This is a genomic window from Streptomyces sp. NPDC002138 (assembly GCF_040296485.1).
GTDB lineage: Bacteria > Actinomycetota > Actinomycetes > Streptomycetales > Streptomycetaceae > Streptomyces.
The window spans coordinates 85,704-103,876 of record NZ_JBEOXE010000006.1 but is presented as its reverse complement, the minus strand read 5'-3'; the positions used below and the strand labels follow the sequence as shown (position 1 = coordinate 103,876).

The window sequence follows — 18,173 nt, the reverse complement described above, 5'->3', positions numbered from 1 at the left end:
TCGACGATCCACGACACAGCAGGGGGACGGCATGGCGGTTCGGGTGAGCGGGACGGTGGCGGTGGGCTGGGAGCCGGTGCGGGAGGAGTTCGCGGCCTTCGCCACGGCCGAGGCCGCCTCCCCCGAGGCCCAGCTGGCCGTGCACCACCGGGGCCGCCTCGTCGTGGACCTGTGGGCGGGCGAGGACACCGACGGGGACACCCTGACCGGCGTGTACTCCATCACCAAGGGCGCGGTGTACCTGATCGTGGCCCTGCTGGTGCAGGACGGCGTACTGGACCTGGAGGCTCCGGTGTCGCGGTACTGGCCGGAGTTCACCGGGGACGGCAAGGAGCGCCTGACCCTGCGCGGGCTGCTCTCCCACCGGTCCGGCCTGATCAACACCCCGGAGGGCTTCACCCTCGACGAGGTCGCGGACGACGCGCTGATCGCGGCCCGCCTCGCCGGGCAGAAGCCGTACTGGGAGCCGGGGACGGGGTACGGCTACCACGCCTTCGTGATCGGCGCGCTGACCGGCGAGGTCGTGCGCCGGGCGACCGGCAGGACCCTGCCGGAGATCTACGAGGAGCGGATCCGCGCGCCCTACGGGCTGGACCTCTACATCGGCCTCCCGGCGGAGCTGGAGGCGCGCTGGAAGCCGGTGCTGGCACAGGTCCCGACGAAGGAGGGGCTGGCGGCGCTGGCGGGCGGCCCGCCGCCGCCGAAGCTGATGGAGACCGCGTTCAACTGGCACATCCGGCCCCCGATGGACCTGGTGGCCTTCGCGAACCATCCCGCGGTGAAGACGCGCGGTCCCGCGTCGGCGGGCGGCATCGGCACGGCGCGCGGTGTCGCGGGGATGTACGCGGCGGCCATCGGCGAGCAGGCCGGGCGGCCCGCGCTGCTCACGCCGGAGACGGCGGCCGAGTTCGCGAGGCTCCACACCCCGGGTGACGACCTGGTGACGCCGGAGAAGGATCATTTCGGACTGGGCTTCGAGCAGCAGCCACAGGTCGGGCCGCAGGCCTTCGGCCACTGCGGAGCCTCGGGCGGTCTGGGCTTCGCCGACCCGGTGACCGAAGTGGCGTACGGCTACACGCGCCGCCGCTTCGGTTTCCCGGGCGGGACGGCTCCGGAGAACGGGCCGCTGACGGCGGCGGTGCTGGCGGCGGCCCGGGCGGCGGCTCAGGGCTGACGGGGGCGGCCTTCAGGCGTCAGGCCTGGCCGGTCTCGAAGCGGCTGATCCGGCCCGCGTCGGTGACCACGAACCGCCAGGAGGTGCGCATCTCACCCCAGGTGGAGTTGCGGTAGTTGACGACGAGGGCGTGCCCGTTGGGCGACTGGGACTCGACGTCCATGTGACCGTCGGAGGCGAAGATCTCCTTGTCGGTCCACTGCTGGACGTCGCGGTCCGAGCCGTCGTCGGACATGGTCGCGTCCGGGGTGAGGACCGCGAACACGGCCTCCCTGTCGCCGGCGTTGACGGCGGTGACGAAGGCGCGGACGGCCGGGTCGTTCAGCTGGTCGGGTGCGATGGTCACGGGGGCCTCCTGGTCGGCGTAAGGACGTACGGGGCGCGTACGGACGTACGGCGAGTACGGACGTACGGGCGTGGGGACGTACGGGCGTGCGGGCGTGCGGGCTCGGGGCGCGCCTACCCGCGGAACCAGGGAACACCGGAGTCGGCGGGCGGGAGCCGATCCTCACCCGTTCGCCACCCCGACGGCGTGTCAGGGGGCCGTCCGGGCCGGGAAGCCGGTGGGGCGGCCCTGTTCCCGCAGCCAGGACAGCACCTGGTCCAGGGCCTCGACGGTCTGCTCGCGGTTGCCGCCGCCGTCGTGGAAGAGGACGGTCGGGCCGCGCCGCAGCTCCTGCTTGACCGCGTTCACGATCGCGGCGGTGCCGGGCTTCCTGAAGTCCTTCGTGTCGACGTTCCAGCCGAGCGGGCGCATGCCCGCGGCGGCGGCGAGCGCCCGGCTCTCGGGGGTGAACGCCCCGCCGGGGGCCCGGTAGTAGTCCACCTGCGCGCCGCCGCCCGCCGCGGCCTCGATGAGCTTCTTCGCGGCCATGATCTGCTGCTTCTGGTACTCCACCGGCTTCTTGTCCATCCCGGTGTCGTGGTCCATGGTGTGGTCGCAGAGCCGGTGGCCGTCCGCGACGACCTGCTTGACCAGGTCGGGGTGCGCCTTGGCCTGCGGTCCGATCATGCAGAACGTCGCCTTCACCCCGTGCTTCCGGAGCACCTCCAGGACCTTCGGGGTCCAGGTCGGGTCGGGGCCGTCGTCGATGGTGATGTTGACGGCGTTCGCGCCCGCTTCGGAGGCGTGCGTGAGGGTGTCGGGGACCGCCCCCGGTACGCCCTCGGGGGCGCCCCCGCCCCGCGGATCCGCCGGGGCTCCGGCCGCGGGAGCTCCTTCCGCCGGGTCCCTCTGGCGGGAGACGTTCTCCTGGTCGTGCCCGCCGCCGTGCCCGCCGTCGTGGCCGTGCGCGGGCGCGGCGATCGTCGCCGCTCCCCACACCGTGGCCGCGACGGCCGCGGCCGCCGCGCCGACGGCTATCCGGGCCCGGATCCCGGGCTTCGTGATGCGTTCCATGAACCGTCCACTCCCCCTTCGCTGTTGAGCGTCTGTGGGGAAGGACGGCGGCCACGGCGGACGGGTTGCGGGCCATTTGGCCTTAAAGTCCGCGTAATGGGATCTTGGTCCTTGATCACCCGATTCCGGAGCCGGCGGAGGAGGCCGGGCGCCGGGACGGGCGCCGGGGGGGCGGGGGCCGCGGGCCGCGGCCCGCGGGAAACGGCAAAAGGCCCGGCCCCCGCGGAGGTGTCCTCCACGGGGGCCGGGCCGGGGCCGTACGGCAGGTGTCAGTGAGCCACGGTGGCCTGCGCGGCCGCGGCCGCCTCGGCGCCCTTGGAGCCGCCCGCCGCGGGACCGGCGCCACGCAGCGGCACCTCCTTGACGAACCAGGCGGCGGCGAAGCCGACCACCGCGATGCCCGCGCCGAGCAGGAACGCGGAGTGCGTACCGGCGGCCACCGCGTGCTGGTACGCCTCGCGCACCACGGGCTTGAGCTGCGCCAGGTGCGCCGCGTCGAGCTGCGCGGAGCCGGACTTGGCGGCGGCCTCCGGGCCGAGCCGGTCGGTCATGGTCTTCGTCACCTGACTGGTGAACAGCGAGCCCATCAGGGCCACGCCGAACGACCCACCGAGGGTACGGAAGAGGGTGGCCGAGGAGGACGCGACGCCCATGTCCTTCATGTCGACGCTGTTCTGCGCGACGAGCATGGTGATCTGCATAAGGAAGCCGAGACCGGCGCCAAGGACCGCCATGTAGACGCCGGACATCAGGCGGCTGGTGCCGGTGTCCATCTGCGAGAGCAGGAACAGCCCGACGACCATCAGGGCGCCGCCCGCGATCGGGAACATCTTGTACTTGCCGCTGTTGGTGGTGACGCGGCCCGCGATGAGCGAGACGACCATCATCGACAGCAGCATGGGCAGGAGCAGCAGGCCCGAGTTGGTGGCCGAGGCGCCCTGGACGGACTGCTGGAAGAGCGGCAGGTAGAGCACGCCGCCGAACATCGCGAAGCCGGTGAGGAAGCCGATCACGGACATCAGGGTGAAGTTGCGGCTGCGGAAGATGTGCAGCGGCATGACCGGTTCGGCGGCGCGGGTCTCGACGAAGAGGAACGCGGCGATGGAGACGAGGCCGACGGCGATCAGACCGATGATCTCGCCGGAGCCCCACGGGTACTCGGTGCCGCCCCAGGTGGTGACGAGGACGGTGGAAGTGATCGCGAGGGTCAGCAGGGCCGCACCCAGATAGTCGATCTTGCCCTGCGTCTTCTTCTTGGGCAGGTGCAGGACGGCGGTGACCATCGCGAGGGCGATCACGCCCAGCGGCAGGTTGATGTAGAAGGACCAGCGCCAGCCCCAGTGGTCGGTGATGGTGCCGCCGATGAGCGGACCGCCGATCATCGCGAGGGCCATGACTCCGGCCATCATGCCCTGGTACTTGCCGCGCTCACGGGGCGGGATGAGGTCGCCGATGATCGCCATCACGCCGACCATCAGGCCACCGGCACCGAGGCCCTGGATCGCGCGGAAGCCGATGAGCTGGCCCATGTCCTGGGCCATGCCGCTGAGCACGGAGCCGACCAGGAAGATCACGATGGACGTGAGGAACGAGCCCTTGCGTCCGTACATGTCGCCGAGCTTGCCCCAGATGGGGGTGGAGGCGGCGGTGGCGAGGGTGTAGGCGGTGACCACCCAGGACAGGTGCTCCAGGCCGCCCAGCTCGCCCACGATGGTCGGCATCGCCGTACCGATGATCATGTTGTCCAGCATCGCCAACAGCATGGCGATCATGAGCGCGAGCAGCACGACGCGCACACTGCGCGGCTTGGGCCCGTCCTGGGCCGACTCCGTCCCCGCTCCGGGCTTCGCCTCTGATGTCTTGCTCATGTCCGTCCCACTCCCCGATGGCGCCCGGGCACTTACTTGCCGCCCGGCTAGTTCACTACACTGGGGAAAGTAGACCCGTAACTAGCCGGGCGTCAAGTAAGTAAATGGAGCGTGCCCCATGTCCAGCAGTCCGCAGCCGCGCCGTGGCAACACGCGCCAGCTCATCCAGGACGTCGCACTGGAGCTCTTCGCCGAGCAGGGGTACGAGAAGACGTCACTCCGGGAGATCGCGGAGCGACTCGAGGTCACGAAGGCGGCGCTGTACTACCACTTCAAGACCAAGGAAGAAATCCTGATCAGCATCTTCGACGACACGACCCGCCCGATCGACGAACTGATCACCTGGGCCGGCGAGCAGCCGCGCACGCTGGAGACGAAGCAGGAGATGCTGCGCCGCTACAGCGAGGCGATGTGCTCGGGCGCCCAGCTGTACCGCTTCATGCAGGAGAACCAGGCCACGATGCGCGAGCTGAGCATCGGAGAGATCGTCAAGAAGCGGATGCTGAAGATGGTCGACCTGCTGCGCACGGACGAAGCCCCGCTGCCGGACCAGGTGCGCTGCGTCAGCGCGATCTTCACCCTGCACGCGGGAATGATGTTCCTCCAGCACGTGGAGGCCGACCCGGAGGAGACCCGGCTGGCCGCCCTGGAGGTCGCGACGGACCTGATCACCCGGGCCCACTCGCACGGGTAGGCCCGGGTCCGCGCCGGTCCGCCGCGCATGCCGGCCGGGTCCGCGGGCTCAGGGGGTGCGCAGGCGGCGTTCGGGCTCGGTGAGGGGGATGTCGTTGATGCTGGCCTCGCGGCGGTGCATCAGGCCGTCCGGGGCGAACTCCCACTGCTCGTTGCCGTGGCTGCGCCACCACTGGCCCGTCGCGTCGTGCCACTCGTACTCGAAGCGCACCGAGATGCGGTTGCCGGTGTAGGACCACAGCTCCTTGCGGAGGCGGTAGTCGAGTTCGCGGGTCCACTTGTCGGCGAGGAAGGCCCGGATCTCGGCGCGGCCGGTGAGGAAGCGGTCCCGGTTCCGCCAGACCGAGTCCTCGGTGTAGGCGAGGGCGACCCGGTCGGGGTCGCGGGAGTTCCAGGCGTCTTCGGCGGCCTGGACCTTGGCCCGGGCGGTCTCCTCCGTGAAGGGGGGCAGGGGCGGGCGGAGTGGGGTGCCGGCGGTGGAGGACGTGGGGGGCGTGGGGGGCGTGAGGGGCGTGGAGGGCGTGGAGGAGGACATGGCGGGGCCTTCCGATGCGGCGAGAGGTGGAGAACGTACGTTCTCACCGTAGAGAACGGGCGTTCTCATCGCAAGCGAAACTGGACTACGCTGCCCCCATGGACGACGAAGAGGCCCGGGCCCGGCTGCTGGACGCGGCGGAGGCGCTGTTCTACGCCGAGGGCATCCAGGCCGTGGGCATGGACCGCATCCGCGCGGAGTCCGGGGTGCCGCTCAAGCGGCTCTACCGGGTCTTCCCCGCCAAGGAAGCCCTGGTCACGGCCTACCTGGAGCGCCGGGACCAGCGGTGGATGGCGAGCCTGCGAGCGGCCGTGACGGCCGGGCCGGAGCCGGTGGCGGCGGTGTTCGACTGGCTGGCCGCATGGTTCACGGAGCCCGGCTTCCGGGGGTGCGCGTTCCTGAACGCGCACGGGGAACTGGGCGCGGGACCGGCCGGGGTGCGGGACGTCGTACAGCGGCACAAGGAGCAGCTGCGGGAGCTGCTGGGCGAGCTGGCGGTGGCGAAGGTGTCGGGGGCGAAGGTGTCGGCGGCGTCGGGGGCCGAGCCCGGGGCCGAGGCCGGGTCCGAATCTGCGTCCGCGTCCGCGTCCGAATCTGAGTCGACACGGCTGGCCGACCAATTGATGGTCCTGGTCGAGGGCGCGACGACGGTGGCGGCCCTGGATCCCGGCCCGGCGCCTGCCCTGCGGGCGCGCGAGATGGCGGAACTGCTCCTGGCGCGGAGCGGGTCCCGCTGACGTCGGTGGCGCGGCCGTGGGCCGGGCCGGCCGGGCGCTACTTGTCGCTGCCGCGCGGGAAGGTGATCTCCACGCGGCGGTTCTTCTTGCGGCCCTCTTCGGTGCTGTTGTCCGCGATCGGGTAGTCCTCGCTGTACCCGCGGATGTCGAAGACGACGCTGGGGTTGGTGACCGTCTTGGCCAGCTCGGCGTGCACGGCCTCGGCGCGCTGTTTGGAGAGCTCCTGGCCGTGCTCGTAGCTGCCCTGGTCGTCGGTGAAACCGAAGACGCGGACGCGCGTGGCCTTCTGCTGGTTGATCTCGTTGGCGATGGCCAATATGCGGGCCGCGGCCTGGGCGTTGAAGACGGCGCTGTTCTCGGGGAAGAGGACCTCCGACTGGAGGGCCATCATGACGTTCTGGTTGGTCTCCTGCCGCCGCTGCTCCCCGCCGAGGTCCTCGACGACCTCGGCGATGTCGAGCACCTTGGCGGGTGCGAGGGTGCCGCCCTGCGGGATCTTGAGCCCGGGGGAGTTCGAGTCGATGGGCACGGGGGCCGCGCTGGACGCCTCGGTCCCGGGGGGTACGGAGCCGGTGGGGGTGGCGCCGGGGGGTGTGGTGCCGGGGGGTGCGGTTCCGGGGGGTGGGCTGGGCGCGTCGTCGGCGTGGGCGCTCGTCGCGCCGAGGATGTGCCCCCCGGCGATGACGAGCGCGGCCACGGCGGTGGCGGCGGCTGCGCGGTGGCGTGTATGTGAGCGTGAGCGTGTGGTCATGGCGTCACCCGGAGATTTTGATGGTGGCCGTGGCGAAGGTGGGGAGGTTGAAGTCGACATCTGTGACGTTCGCGGGCGGTGCGGGGAACTGGGCGAAGAACGGAACGCTTTCTCCAGCACCGATGCGCGTGAGGCCGATCGTGCACAGGCACCTGCCTTCCGTGTCACGAAGCACGTAGTACCGCTTCTTCCCCGCCTTGTCGACCAACGTGACACCCGCCACCGATGCTGCGCTCGCGCTGCGTTCATCTCCACGCCAGGCAGCGGTCTCCACGAAGGCTTCACTGCCGCCGTTCTTGATCTGCCCGTTGACCGTGAGGAACCCAGCTTGATCGCGCGCGACCGAGTTGATCGTCAGCACCGTGCTCGAGGGGCCGTTCACGGTAGCGAGGACCTGGGGAGGTGCCGAACTCTGGCCCCCACTCGGCGCGGACGCCTGTGGGCTACCGCCCGGGGACGCCACAGACGACTTCTGCGACTCCTTCGGCTTGTCGTCACCACCGCCGCATCCGGCCAGCGTGAGGGCCAAAGCCACCGCAGTCACTACGGCCGCTCCCCCGCGGGCCTGCACCGCGTGCCGCATGCTCATGTGTGCCGCTTCCTTTTCTCTCGTTCGCTATCAGTCGACCAGTCGTACGCTGAACAGGCTTCTGGCCAGCGTGCTCCACGGCTTCGGATGAAGAGGGTCGAACTGGATGCTGCCGCTGTCATCACATTCGATCGCTACGGATGGAGGTGTCTGCGCACCCCCGCCGCCCGGCTCAGGTGTGCTCGACGGCGCCGGGCTGGGCTCTGTCGAGCCGGCGCCGAGGTGACAGCGGGGTTCGATCGCGGCGGTGGCCTTGGCCGAACCATGCATGTCTTCGGTACCGGGCACCACCGAACTTCCCACCGTGCCGTTCGTTCGCACCACCACGGCGAAGCGAAGCAGGCTGTGCGTACAGGTCGCCGTTGCGCCATTCACGCTGGCGAAGTCTCCCGCCCTGGCACAGGCCCCGTTGGTGTTCAAGAACGCCCCTTGAAGCAGCCGCTCCCAGTCCCCGGGCTTCAAGGTGGCGAGGTCCAGACCCGGCTGCAGGTTGTCCCTGGCCTGGCGCGCTGCGGCCAATGCGGCCGCATCGGCGGCTCCTTGCGCATCACTCCGCGTAACCGCCGCCTGTGCGATGACGAAGAAGGCGAGCGCAGCAAAGAGCAGGCCCGCCACCACCACGACATAGATGGGGAAGGCCTGCCCTCGATCGCGTCGTCCCGCTGCGATCAACTGCCGCCGGCCTTGATGCTCTCGACAGCCTTGGCGATCTTGTTTGTGATCGCCGTACCAATCCCCGAGCCCACGATCGCGCCGATGATCACTACGACCACCAGGATGATGCCCAGGTACTCGAAGGCCGTCTGGCCGCGGTCCCTTGTCTCGTAGCGCTTGCGGAGTTTCGTCGTGGCCGTGTTCGTCCATCCGCTGACGCGGATCTTCGTCTGCACGGTGGCCTTCAGCAGCGTGCTGTGTGACATAGAGGGGTCCTCCCGGTCCGGTGCCGCTGTCGATTTGCGGACCGTACGGGGTGGGGAGGGGGGAGCCCAAGGGTCCCGGGGCCCAATTGCGGGCCCAATGCGGGTCGTGGCTAGCCATGGCCGGTCACTCCTGGACGGGCGGTTCCGAGCCAGCGGGCTATGGCTTCGCTGCGGGTGCTGCTGTGGAGCTTCGCGAAGATCCGGTTGATGTGGTTCTTGACCGTCTTCTCGCTGATGAAGCAGGTGGCGGCGATCTGCTGGTTGCTCATTCCGGATGCGATCAGGTCCATTACCTCCACCTCCCTCGAACTCAGGCCGAATGCCGCGTGGTTGTGGTGCTGCATAGAAGACTGTGCCACAACTCGTTGCTGTTGCGAAGGGTCTCGGAGGTTTGCGAGCAGGATGCTCGACGGGGTCGAGGTGAAGTTCGCGCGGCCCTCGTGGGCGTCGCGGACCGCCGATGTCAGCTGGTCCGGGGTGAATTCGCCGTGGACCAGGTAGCCCGCGGCGCCCAAGAGGAGGGATTCGCGGATGACTTCGGACTCCCGGCTGTACGTCAGCATCAGTACGGGCGCCAGCTGGACCAGGTGCGGGAGGGCCGAGATGCCGTCCACGCCCGGCATCCGGACGTCCAGCAGGACCACGTCCGGGCGGTGGACGCGGGTCAGGTGGAGGGCGGCGCGGCCGTCGGCGGCCTCCGCCGCCACCGTGAGGTCGTCCTGGGTGGCCAGCAGGGCGGCCAGGCCCGCCCGGACCACCGGGTTGTCGTCCGCGATCAGGACGCGGAGGGGGCGGGGCGGCGGTGTCACGGCGCCCCCCTCTCCGGCACCGGCACCGGCACCGGCACCGTCAAGCGGACCTCCGTGCCCGTCGGGGCCGCGGCCCCGACGCGGAGGTCCGCGCCGATCGCCGCCGCCCGCTCCCGCATGCCGAGCAGGCCGAAGTGGCCCTCCGCCCGCAAAGCGGCGGGCCGCACGTCCACGGCGAGGCCGCGGCCGTCGTCCCGGACCGTGAGGGTGAACAGGCCGTCGGCGACGGACGCCGTCACCGTGGTCCGGGTCGCCCGGGCGTGGCGGCGGCTGTTCTCCAGGGCCTCGGCGGTGATGGCCAGGAGGTGGCGCCGTACCCGCGGGGGATAGTCCGGGAGCCCGGTCGGTGGCGGCGGCGACAGCACCGCCCCGGCGAACTGGCCGGTGCAGCACGCCAGTTCCTCCGCCAGCGGGGCCGCGGGGGCCGCGTCCGCATCCCGCAGGTCGCACAGCAGCTCCCGGGACTCCGCCGCCGCGCGGCGGGCCGCGTGGGCGATCAGGGCGGCCTGGCCGCGCACCGCCTCCGGGTCGGCCGTCCGGCCCAGCGCCTCCGCCGCCAGGGCCAGGCCGTGCAGGGTCTTGGACACCGAGTCGTGCATCTCCCGGGCCAGCCGGGCCCGTTCCTCGCGCACCGCCTCGGCGACCGCCAGCCGGGCCCGGGTCTCCGTCAGGGCCCGGCTCGCCTCCCCGACCCGGAGCAGCAGGCCGCGCAGGCTGGACCCGGCCGCGCCCGCCAGCAGACACAGGGTGGCCAGCAGGTACGCGGCCGGGACGTGGTGCGCCAGCGCGGCCACCACCACCGCCTGGAAGGCCGCGTACAGGGCCGAACCGCGCCACCCCTGGACCAGCCCGGCCAGCAGCGGGGTGCACACCGAGACGAAGCCGAGCGGGGATTCGGGGCTCGCGGTGATCAGCAGCAGGGCGCTGAAGGCCATGTCCACCGCGAGCAGCCACGGGTGGCGCAGCAGCCGGGGGCCGAAGCGCTCCCAGTCGCGGAAGAGGCCGTACGAGAACATGAACACGGTCAGCAGCGCCCCCGAGACCAGCCACAGCGGCAGGCCGGGCGCGGTGTGCGTGAGCGCCATCGGGGCGCCGAGGGCGATCATCACCAGCCGGAAGGCGAAGACCTGGCGGCAGAGCGCCTGAAGCGCGTTGACCTGCAGAGGCAGCGGCAGAGACAGCGGCAGGGACAGCGGCAGGGACGGAGCCGCCTCAGCGGCCCCCCGGCGGCGGCCGTGCGCCCCCCGGACACCCCGGACACCCCGGCCCACCCGGGCCCCCCAAGCCACCCGGGCCACCCGCGCCACCCAGCCGTCCGGCCCCGCGAACGACGGTGCGGACAGTGCGGCCATCGCCTCAGCCACCCCCCAGGATCGCGCCGAAGTCGACGTTCGCGCCGTAGACGAAGCCGCAGACCAGCAGGATCAGCGTCCCGGGCAGCATGAACATCGTGACCGCGAACGTCGCTTTCGGCACCGCGCGGGCGGCCCGGCGGCGGGCGTTCTGGGCGTCGGTGCGGCGCATGTCCTCGGCGATCGCGATCAGCGTGTCGACGATGGGCGAGCCCAGCTCCTCGCCCTGCTGGAGCGCGGTGACGAACTGCGCGACCTGCTCCGAGTCGTTGCGCCGCCGCAGCTCGTCGAAGGCCTGGCGGCGGCTCACGCCCATGTTCATCTGCTGGAGCGTGATGCGCACCTCGTCGGCCCACGGGCCTTCGTACTTGTCCGAGACCCGCTCCAGCGCCTGCCGGAAGCCGAGCCCGGCGCTGACCACGACCGCGAGCACGTCCAGGAAGTCGGGCAGGATCCGCTCGATGTGGTCGCGCCGGACCCGGATCGCCGACCAGAGGCCGGCCTCGATCCAGAACAGCCCGAACGCGACCATCAGCAGCGCCGCGACCAGCTGGCCGTTGATCAGCATCGCGAAGGCACCGAGCGCGCCGAGGAGTCCGTACACCGCGCGGCGCGCCGCGTAGCGGTCGATGGTCAGACCGGCCGGATTGCCCGCCATGTCGATCTGGCGGCGCTTGCGGGCCACCCGGTCCCGGCCCATCAGGCGCAGCACCATCGGTGCCCAGCGGATGCCCATCCGGTCGACGAGCGAGCCGACGGCGGTGGTCCGCGAGGCGCCGACCTCCAGGGCGAGGGCCAGGTCGGTGGGGAGTTTGGTGTCGGCGCGGTAGAGGCGCAGGCCGTGGAAGGCGCCGAAGACGCACAGGCCGACGACCAGGGCCAGTACGGGCCCGATCCAGCCGCTGGTCGCCACCGCGGCCGCCAGGGGAACAGCCATCGAGGAAGTCATCCGGCGGCCCTCACACGTCGATCTTGGACAGGCGGCGGATGAGGACGAACCCCAGGGCGAAGAGACCGAGCGAGACGAGCACCGCGGTCTGTCCGATGAACGCGCCCGTCATCCGGTCCAGCGCGCCCGGCATCATCGCGTCCACCAGCAGCAGCGAGGCCAGCCCGATCGCGGGCACCAGGTACGCCGTCACGGTGACCTGCGAGAGCTGCGTGCGGATCTCGCGCCGCGTCTCCTTGCGCTGCTCCAGGGTCACCGTCAGGTTGCGCAGACTGCCTACGATCGCCCCGCCCGCCCGCGCGGACAGCACCAGCGTGGACACCAGCACGACCAGCTCGCGCGAGGGCAGCCGCTCGGCGATCTCCCCCAGGGCCTCCTCGATGGAGTGCCCGATGGCCAGCCGGTCGGCGACCCGGGAGAGCTCCTCGCCCGCCGGGGCCTCCAGCTCCTCGGCGGCGATGCCGATGGCCGTGCGCAGGGCGAGGCCGGCCTGGGTGGCGTTGGCCAGGATGCGGGCCAGTTCGGGGAGTTGGTTGATGAAGCGTTCGGTGCGCCGGGAGCGCTGCCAGTTCAGGAAGGCGTTGGCCGCCCAGAGCCCGATCAGGCCCGCCACGGGGCCGAAGAAGGGGGCCAGGAAGGCGACGGACAGGAGCCACACCGCGGCGACGGCGGCCAGCATGTAGACGAAGAACTCGCCCGGGGTCAGGTCGAGTCCCGTCGTGGCGAGCTTCAGCTCGATCCGCCGGCCGAGCGTGGTCTTGCGCAGCCTGCGGTCGACACCGCGGAAGCGGCGCGCGCGGCCGGTGGGCGGGGGCTCGCCGCTCGCCGAGAGCCGTTCGACGAGGGCCGCGCGCTGGGCGCGTCCGGCGGCGTACGCGTGTACGCCGAGGACGACCAGCAGGCCGGCCAGCAGGGTGGCTCCGAGGGTGAGGAGCACGAGACTGTTCACAGGACGGTCCGGGGGTCGAGCGGATCCAGCGGATCGTGCGGGTGCAGCGGCTGGTGTGGCGGTATCGACTGGTGCGGCTGGTGTGGCGGTATCGACTGGTGCGGCTGATGTGTCGGGGTCGGCTGGTGCGGCTGATGCGGCTGGTAGGTCTGGTGCGGCTGGAGCGACGGGTACGGGGCGGCGCCGCCCGGCAGCGCGACCCCGAAGGCCTGCGGGACCGGCTGGTTGTTCATGTACAGCCGGTCCGCGATCCGGCGCGGCAGTGGGTAGTACTCGAAGTACCCGAGGACGCGGCCGTCCGGCCCGGGGGGCTGGGCGGCGTACCGGCAGACCGTGGTGATCCGGAACGGTTCGCGGCCGTGCGAGTCCAGGATCGAGATCTCGGTGATCCGGCGCGAGCCGTCGGCGAAGCGGGTCAGCTGGACGACGACGTTGACGGCGCTGTTGATCTGGTCCTGGAGGGCCTCGAAGGGGATCTCGACCTCGGACATCGACGCGAGGGTCTGCAGCCGCATCAGGGCGTCCTCGGAGCTGTTCGCGTGGACGGTGGCGAGCGAGCCGTCGTGGCCGGTGGACATGGCCTGGAGCATGTCGAGGGTCTCACCGCCGCGGACCTCGCCGACGATGATGCGGTCGGGGCGCATGCGCAAGGAGTTGCGGACGAGGTCGCGGATGGTGATGCGGCCCTTGCCCTCGACGTTGGCCGGGCGCGATTCGAGGCGGATCACGTGGGGCTGCTGGAGCTGGAGTTCGGCGGAGTCCTCGATGGTGATGATCCGCTCGCCCTCCGGGATCAGCCCGGAGAGCGCGTTGAGCAGGGTGGTCTTGCCGGTGCCGGTGGCACCGGAGACGATCACGTTCATCTTCGCCTGGACCAGCCCGGACAGCAGGAGCAGCATCTGCTCGTCGAGCGAGCCGAGGCCGATCATCTCGTGCAGGGTGAAGGCGCGCGGGAAGCGGCGGATCGTGAGGGTGGCGCCGGTCAGCGACAGCGGCGGGATGATGACGTTGACGCGCTCGCCGCTGGGCAGGCGCGCGTCGACCATCGGATTGGCCTCGTCCACACGGCGGTTGACGGTGGAGACGATGCGCTCGATGGTCTGCATCAGCTGGTCGTGGGAGGCGAAGCGCAGCGGGAGCCGCTCGACCCGGCCGCCGCGCTCCACGAAGATCTGGTCGGGGCCGTTGACCATGATCTCGGAGATGGAGGGGTCTTCCAGCAGCGGTTCGAGCACACCGAGCCCGAGGGCCTCGTCGACGACCCGGCGGATCAGCTGGGCGCGCTCCACCGTGGAGAGGACGGGCCCCTCGCGGCTGATGATGTGGCCGAGTACGCGCTCCAGGCGCGCCCGGCGCTCGGCGGGCGCGAGGGCGGACATCTCGGCGAGGTCGATCTCCTCCAGCAGTTTGGCGCGGTAGGCGGAGACCAGCCGGCCGTCCTCGCGGGGGGAGTGCCGGTCGTCGGGGGTGTTGACCCGGGAACGCAGGCTCATGGTGCGGTCACCTTCGGGTCGTCGTTGGGCATGACCGCGGTGCGGGTGGCGGGCGAGACGTCGAGCCCGGGCACGATGGAGTTGATGGAGATCGTCACCGTCACCGTCACCGCGTCGGCGTTCTTGGAGACCACGACCTGCGCGCGGGAGGCGAGGCCGCCGCTGATCGCCGCCCTGCCCGCCGCCTCGCCGCCACCGCCGGTACGGGCCTCCACGCGGGCGGCCGTACGGGCCGCGGTGTCGGCCTGCTCGTGGACGTAGCCGATCCAGCCCAGCTGAATCCCGCAGAGCCCGACGAAGAGCACGATGGGCACGAACCCGATGTACTCCAGGGCCACTTGGCCCCGGTCGCCGCGGCCCCTCCTGCGATGGCTCACCATGCCCCTCCTCACCTCGCACTCTCCTTCGCGGATCCGCCCTCGCCGACGATGGGGACCCCGATGTCCAGCCCCGGGTAGAGCACCGGGAGGTTGAGCGTGACGGTCGCCTTGTAGATGTCGCCGGAGGTCCGGCAGCTGGAGGTCATCCGCCAGGCGCCGCCGATGTGCCGGCTCGCCGCGGCCGCGCAGGCGCCGTCGCCGCGGGCCGCGCCCGCGCGGGCCGCCTCGTCGGCCGCGTTGCCCGCCAATGAGAACGCGTAGCCGATCAGGACGCACTCCCACACCGCGGCCACCAGCAGCAGGATCAGCGGGACCGTCCCCAGGAACTCGATGGCCACCTGCCCCCGGTCGCCGCCCGCACGCACCCGGCCCGTGCGGCGCCCCCCGGCGCCCACCCCTCAGCCCTCCCCGGCCCGGCGCCGCCACGGGCTCACCGAGCCGCGGTCGGCGCCCCGCAGCCGGGCCACCCCGCCGGCCGCGCGCACCGCGAGGGCGCCGCCGGGCGCGGCCGCGGGCTCCTCGGCCTCCGGGGCGGTCAGCAGGCCCAGCTCCCCGGCCAGGGTCCACAGGGCCTGCTTGACGGTGGAACGGTTGTCGAGGTCCTGGACCCGGCCCGCGTCCACGACGGCCTGGAGTTCCTTGAAGACGGCCGGGACCGGGGTCCGGGTGGCCCGGGTCTTGGTGATCTTCTGGATGAGCGAGGGCTGTATCTCGGTGTGCTTGGTCCAGCGGTTGACGACCAGGGAGGTCTCCTCCGCCTTGCGGATCTGGAGCCGTTCCCACATCCGCACCATCCGCTTGGCGGCGCGTACGGCGACCACGTCCGGGGTGGTGACCAGGACCGCCACGTCCGCGCTCTCCACGGCGGTGGCGCTCGCCCCGGTCAGCTGGGTGCCGCAGTCGATGACGACGAGGTCGTAGCGGCCGCGCAGGGCTCCGACGATCTGCCGGGTGGCCCGCTCGTCGACCTCCTCGCCGCGCTCCCCCTCGCCGGGGGCCAGCAGCAGCGCGAGCCCGGTGCGGTCGTCGTACACCGCGTCCTGGAGCACGCGCGGCGAGATGTCCTGGATCCCGGCGAGGTCGGCGATGGAGCGCCGGAACTGCACGTCGAGGTACGAGCCGACGTCCCCGGCCTGGAGGTCCATGTCCACCAGTGCGGTACGCCGCCCCGAGGCGGCCGCGGCCAGCGCGAACTGGACCGCGGTGAAGGTGGTGCCCACCCCGCCCTTGGCCCCGGTGACGGTGACCACCCGGCCGCCCGGGCCGGGCAGCACGTCGGGGCCCCGGCCCAGGTGGCGGCGTACGCCCACGGACCACTGGGCGGCGGCCTGGACGCGGGCGGCGAGCTCCTCGTAGGACAGCGGCAGCCCGATCAGGCCGCGGGCGCCGGAGTCCATGGCGGCGGAGAAGAGGCCGGGGCCCGCGCCGGAGCTGACCAGGATGACGCCGACCGCCGGGAAGCGCAGGGCCACCTCGCGGATCAGCTCCAGCGCGGGCACGGGCCCGATCCGCTCGTGGACGAGCACCACCTCGGGCAGCTCGTCGAGGGACTCCCCCGCGAGCCGGGCCAGGGTGTCCAGGAGCGAGGTGGAGTCGGGCACGGGCGCGGCCGGTTCGGCCTCGGGGAGCTGGCTGAGCAGGGTGATGATGGAGCGGGCGGCCTCCGGGTCGCTGACCGCGGGGAGGATTCGGGTGGTCATCCGGGCCTCACTTGTCCCCGTCGAGGGTGTACGTGCGGTCGCTCGGGGCGGGCACCGATTCGGTGCCGGGGGCCACGAGGGCCAGGCGGACGTGCGCCGCGAAGGACTCGGCGTAGGCGACGCGCTGGGTGTCCTTGGTGTTCAGGGCGAAGGTGATCGGGACCACCTCGGCCGGTCCGGTGCGGTTGCTGTCCTTGTCGAGGGAGGTCAGCTTGCCGACGTTGATGACGCGGGCGCTGGCGACGATGATCACCGAGCGGGCGGGGTCGGCCTCCTTGGCCCCCTTGAAGGTGGCGATGATGTTGACCTTGGCCCCGGAGTAGATCTTTCCGGCCACTCCCGTCGCCGCGTCGATCATGATGGCGATCTCCTGCTCACCGGCCTGGAGCTGCGGTTTGTCGACGACCATGTCGCTCTGGAGCAGGGAGCCCTTGCGCAGGGTGGTGAGCGCGATCTTGTCCCGGACCGCGCCGAGATCGCTGACGGCGGTGGTGGAGAGCCAGCGCTTGGGAATCTTGATCTCCTCGAACTGGCCCGCGTTCAGGGGACTGTAGGGCGCTATGTCGCCCTTGGCCCGGTACGCCACGACCTCGGGGCCGACCTTCGAGTTGACGTCGCCGATCACCGCGAGCACCCCGGCGAGGGCGCCGAGGGCGCACAGGACCGACAGGAGCAGCAGGATGACGCCGCGGCGCTGGCGTGAGTTCATGGCCGGGACTACCTCGTCGTTCTTCGTTCGGGCCGGTCAGGATCTGGGGCGGGGCGCGGGGCCGGGTCCGGAGCGGGCTCCGGGGGCGGCCGCGGGTGGTGCGGCGAGCGGGGCGGCGCAGAATCCACAGCGGTCGCCGATGAGTTCGGCCCCGCACCAGCGGCACAGCTCGCGGCGGACCGAGGCGACCAGCTGGTAGAGCATGGCGATGTCGGGGATGGCCGCGGCGAATTCGACGAGCTTGCCGGTGGCCCACCAGGCGGGCGAATCGGCGGGCAGCGGATTCTCCATGACGCCCTGGACCTGCCAGGCCGGGGCGAGTTCGGCGGTGACCCAGTCGGAGGCGAGCTGGCCCCTGGCGAAGGTCAGGTGGGTGGCGAAGCCGGGTCCGGGCGGCAGGACGGCGGCCCCGCCGCCGTGCGCCCCGCCGCCCCCGCCGGAGCCGGGCAGCTTGACCAGGTGGGGCTCGGGGTGGGCGAGTACGGCGAACTGGGCGCCCGGGCTCCAGGACCTCGCGTGCGCCTTGAGGCCGACCGGGACCCGGTCGAGCTTGGCGACGGACCCGAGCAGGGCGCCCGCGTAGATGTAGTGGGAGAGCAGCCGAGCGGCGGACGCAATGATTCCGGGACTGAAATCGCACACGCTCAGCTGGCGCAGCTGACGCACCAGCAGAGCCGCTCCCAGCGGCGGCAGATCGGTGCCGATGAGCGCGATCCGGTCGCTTTCCAGGATGGCCCGTACGGTGTGCAGCCGGCGGACCGTGGCGGTCGGCAGCCAGGACGGCACGACGGCCACGACGTGCCCGTGCCGCTCCAATAAGGCCGTGATCTCGGCGAGCGAGCCCTCCAGATCCAGCTCCTCGGGCGGGTGCAGCACGGCGGCCGCCGGGGTGTGCCGGTCGGGGGCGGGCAGCACCAGATCGGCACTGGTGACAGCGATGGCGGTCGGCACGCGGATCCCCCTGTTCACCCCGTACGCCACGGACGTTCGCGTAGCCGTCGCGTCCGCGCACATGCTGCGCGACCGCAAACGACCGACGCGCTTCCCTCCTGCCCGAGCACCATATCCGCGTCCTCCCTGGCGGGGCAGGGGCTTGCGGATTCCCGTGCCGCGGCCACCGGTCACAGGTGGCCGGAAACCGGGACAACAAGGAACCCGCGGCCGCC

Annotated in this window: 21 protein-coding genes; 3 read left to right on the top strand and 18 right to left on the bottom strand. The window is 71.8% G+C overall.

What is annotated here, in order from left to right; genetic code table 11:
- Positions 1-31: 31 nt before the first annotated feature.
- The gene (locus ABT084_RS05760) at positions 32-1,174 is read left to right on the top strand and encodes a serine hydrolase domain-containing protein (protein ID WP_351038438.1); all 1,143 of its coding nucleotides are present in this window, start codon (positions 32-34) and stop codon (positions 1,172-1,174) included.
- Between the two features lie 19 nt (positions 1,175-1,193).
- On the opposite strand, the gene ABT084_RS05755 is transcribed toward ABT084_RS05760, so the two are convergent.
- The 3 genes from ABT084_RS05755 to ABT084_RS05745 all read right to left on the bottom strand — a co-directional run bounded on the left by ABT084_RS05755 (position 1,194) and on the right by ABT084_RS05745 (position 4,441).
- Positions 1,194-1,520, bottom strand: coding sequence for a nuclear transport factor 2 family protein (locus ABT084_RS05755; protein ID WP_351038436.1), 327 nt, complete (start codon positions 1,518-1,520; stop codon positions 1,194-1,196).
- A 189-nt stretch (positions 1,521-1,709) separates the two neighbouring features.
- Positions 1,710-2,573 (bottom strand): polysaccharide deacetylase family protein, encoded by an 864-nt coding sequence (locus ABT084_RS05750; RefSeq protein WP_351038434.1) that lies wholly within the window; start codon positions 2,571-2,573, stop codon positions 1,710-1,712.
- Positions 2,574-2,842: 269 nt separating this feature from the next.
- Positions 2,843-4,441 (bottom strand): MDR family MFS transporter, encoded by a 1,599-nt coding sequence (locus ABT084_RS05745; RefSeq protein ID WP_351038432.1) that lies wholly within the window; start codon positions 4,439-4,441, stop codon positions 2,843-2,845.
- Positions 4,442-4,559: 118 nt separating this feature from the next.
- Here ABT084_RS05745 and ABT084_RS05740 point away from each other — a divergent pair, with 118 nt between their 5' ends.
- Positions 4,560-5,135 (top strand): TetR/AcrR family transcriptional regulator, encoded by a 576-nt coding sequence (locus ABT084_RS05740; protein WP_351038430.1) that lies wholly within the window; start codon positions 4,560-4,562, stop codon positions 5,133-5,135.
- Between the two features lie 48 nt (positions 5,136-5,183).
- Here the strand turns inward: ABT084_RS05740 and ABT084_RS05735 are convergent, their stop codons facing one another.
- Positions 5,184-5,669, bottom strand: coding sequence for a nuclear transport factor 2 family protein (locus ABT084_RS05735; protein ID WP_351038428.1), 486 nt, complete (start codon positions 5,667-5,669; stop codon positions 5,184-5,186).
- A 98-nt stretch (positions 5,670-5,767) separates the two neighbouring features.
- Between ABT084_RS05735 and ABT084_RS05730 the strand changes: the two genes are divergently transcribed.
- Entirely contained in the window at positions 5,768-6,406 is a 639-nt protein-coding gene (locus tag ABT084_RS05730; protein ID WP_351038426.1) for a TetR/AcrR family transcriptional regulator, read from the top strand.
- Positions 6,407-6,443: 37 nt separating this feature from the next.
- Here the strand turns inward: ABT084_RS05730 and ABT084_RS05725 are convergent, their stop codons facing one another.
- The 14 genes from ABT084_RS05725 to ABT084_RS05660 all read right to left on the bottom strand — a co-directional run bounded on the left by ABT084_RS05725 (position 6,444) and on the right by ABT084_RS05660 (position 17,958).
- Positions 6,444-7,157: an OmpA family protein gene (locus ABT084_RS05725; RefSeq protein WP_351038424.1), complete on the bottom strand. Its 714-nt coding sequence runs from the start codon at positions 7,155-7,157 to the stop codon at positions 6,444-6,446.
- Positions 7,158-7,161: 4 nt separating this feature from the next.
- On the bottom strand, positions 7,162-7,746 hold the full coding sequence (locus tag ABT084_RS05720; protein ID WP_351038422.1) for a hypothetical protein: 585 nt from the start codon (positions 7,744-7,746) through the stop codon (positions 7,162-7,164).
- A gap of 30 nt (positions 7,747-7,776) precedes the next feature.
- Positions 7,777-8,418 carry a pilus assembly protein TadG-related protein gene (locus ABT084_RS05715; RefSeq protein WP_351038421.1) on the bottom strand — a complete coding sequence of 214 codons (642 nt, stop codon included), beginning with the start codon at positions 8,416-8,418 and terminating at the stop codon, positions 7,777-7,779.
- Positions 8,415-8,666: a hypothetical protein gene (locus ABT084_RS05710; protein WP_502968840.1), complete on the bottom strand. Its 252-nt coding sequence runs from the start codon at positions 8,664-8,666 to the stop codon at positions 8,415-8,417. The genes ABT084_RS05715 and ABT084_RS05710 overlap by 4 nt, the downstream gene beginning before the upstream one ends.
- A 110-nt stretch (positions 8,667-8,776) precedes the next feature.
- Positions 8,777-9,475 carry a response regulator gene (locus ABT084_RS05705; RefSeq protein WP_351038419.1) on the bottom strand — a complete coding sequence of 233 codons (699 nt, stop codon included), beginning with the start codon at positions 9,473-9,475 and terminating at the stop codon, positions 8,777-8,779.
- Positions 9,472-10,827 (bottom strand): sensor histidine kinase, encoded by a 1,356-nt coding sequence (locus ABT084_RS05700; protein WP_351038417.1) that lies wholly within the window; start codon positions 10,825-10,827, stop codon positions 9,472-9,474. The genes ABT084_RS05705 and ABT084_RS05700 overlap by 4 nt, the downstream gene beginning before the upstream one ends.
- A gap of 4 nt (positions 10,828-10,831) precedes the next feature.
- Positions 10,832-11,722, bottom strand: coding sequence for a DUF5936 domain-containing protein (locus tag ABT084_RS05695; protein WP_351038591.1), 891 nt, complete (start codon positions 11,720-11,722; stop codon positions 10,832-10,834).
- A 64-nt stretch (positions 11,723-11,786) separates the two neighbouring features.
- Entirely contained in the window at positions 11,787-12,725 is a 939-nt protein-coding gene (locus ABT084_RS05690) for a type II secretion system F family protein (RefSeq protein ID WP_351038415.1), read from the bottom strand.
- The gene (locus ABT084_RS05685; RefSeq protein WP_351038413.1) at positions 12,722-14,218 is read right to left on the bottom strand and encodes an ATPase, T2SS/T4P/T4SS family; all 1,497 of its coding nucleotides are present in this window, start codon (positions 14,216-14,218) and stop codon (positions 12,722-12,724) included. The genes ABT084_RS05690 and ABT084_RS05685 overlap by 4 nt, the downstream gene beginning before the upstream one ends.
- The gene (locus ABT084_RS05680) at positions 14,215-14,598 is read right to left on the bottom strand and encodes a TadE/TadG family type IV pilus assembly protein (RefSeq protein WP_351038411.1); all 384 of its coding nucleotides are present in this window, start codon (positions 14,596-14,598) and stop codon (positions 14,215-14,217) included. The genes ABT084_RS05685 and ABT084_RS05680 overlap by 4 nt, the downstream gene beginning before the upstream one ends.
- Positions 14,599-14,606: 8 nt before the next feature.
- On the bottom strand, positions 14,607-14,993 hold the full coding sequence (locus tag ABT084_RS05675; RefSeq protein WP_351038409.1) for a TadE/TadG family type IV pilus assembly protein: 387 nt from the start codon (positions 14,991-14,993) through the stop codon (positions 14,607-14,609).
- Between the two features lie 3 nt (positions 14,994-14,996).
- The gene (locus tag ABT084_RS05670; protein WP_351038407.1) at positions 14,997-16,298 is read right to left on the bottom strand and encodes a CpaE/TadZ family protein; all 1,302 of its coding nucleotides are present in this window, start codon (positions 16,296-16,298) and stop codon (positions 14,997-14,999) included.
- Between the two features lie 7 nt (positions 16,299-16,305).
- Positions 16,306-17,007, bottom strand: coding sequence for a Flp pilus assembly protein CpaB (gene cpaB / locus ABT084_RS05665; RefSeq protein ID WP_351038405.1), 702 nt, complete (start codon positions 17,005-17,007; stop codon positions 16,306-16,308).
- 36 nt (positions 17,008-17,043) lie between these two features.
- Entirely contained in the window at positions 17,044-17,958 is a 915-nt protein-coding gene (locus ABT084_RS05660; protein WP_351038403.1) for a hypothetical protein, read from the bottom strand.
- Between the last annotated feature and the right edge of the window lie 215 nt (positions 17,959-18,173).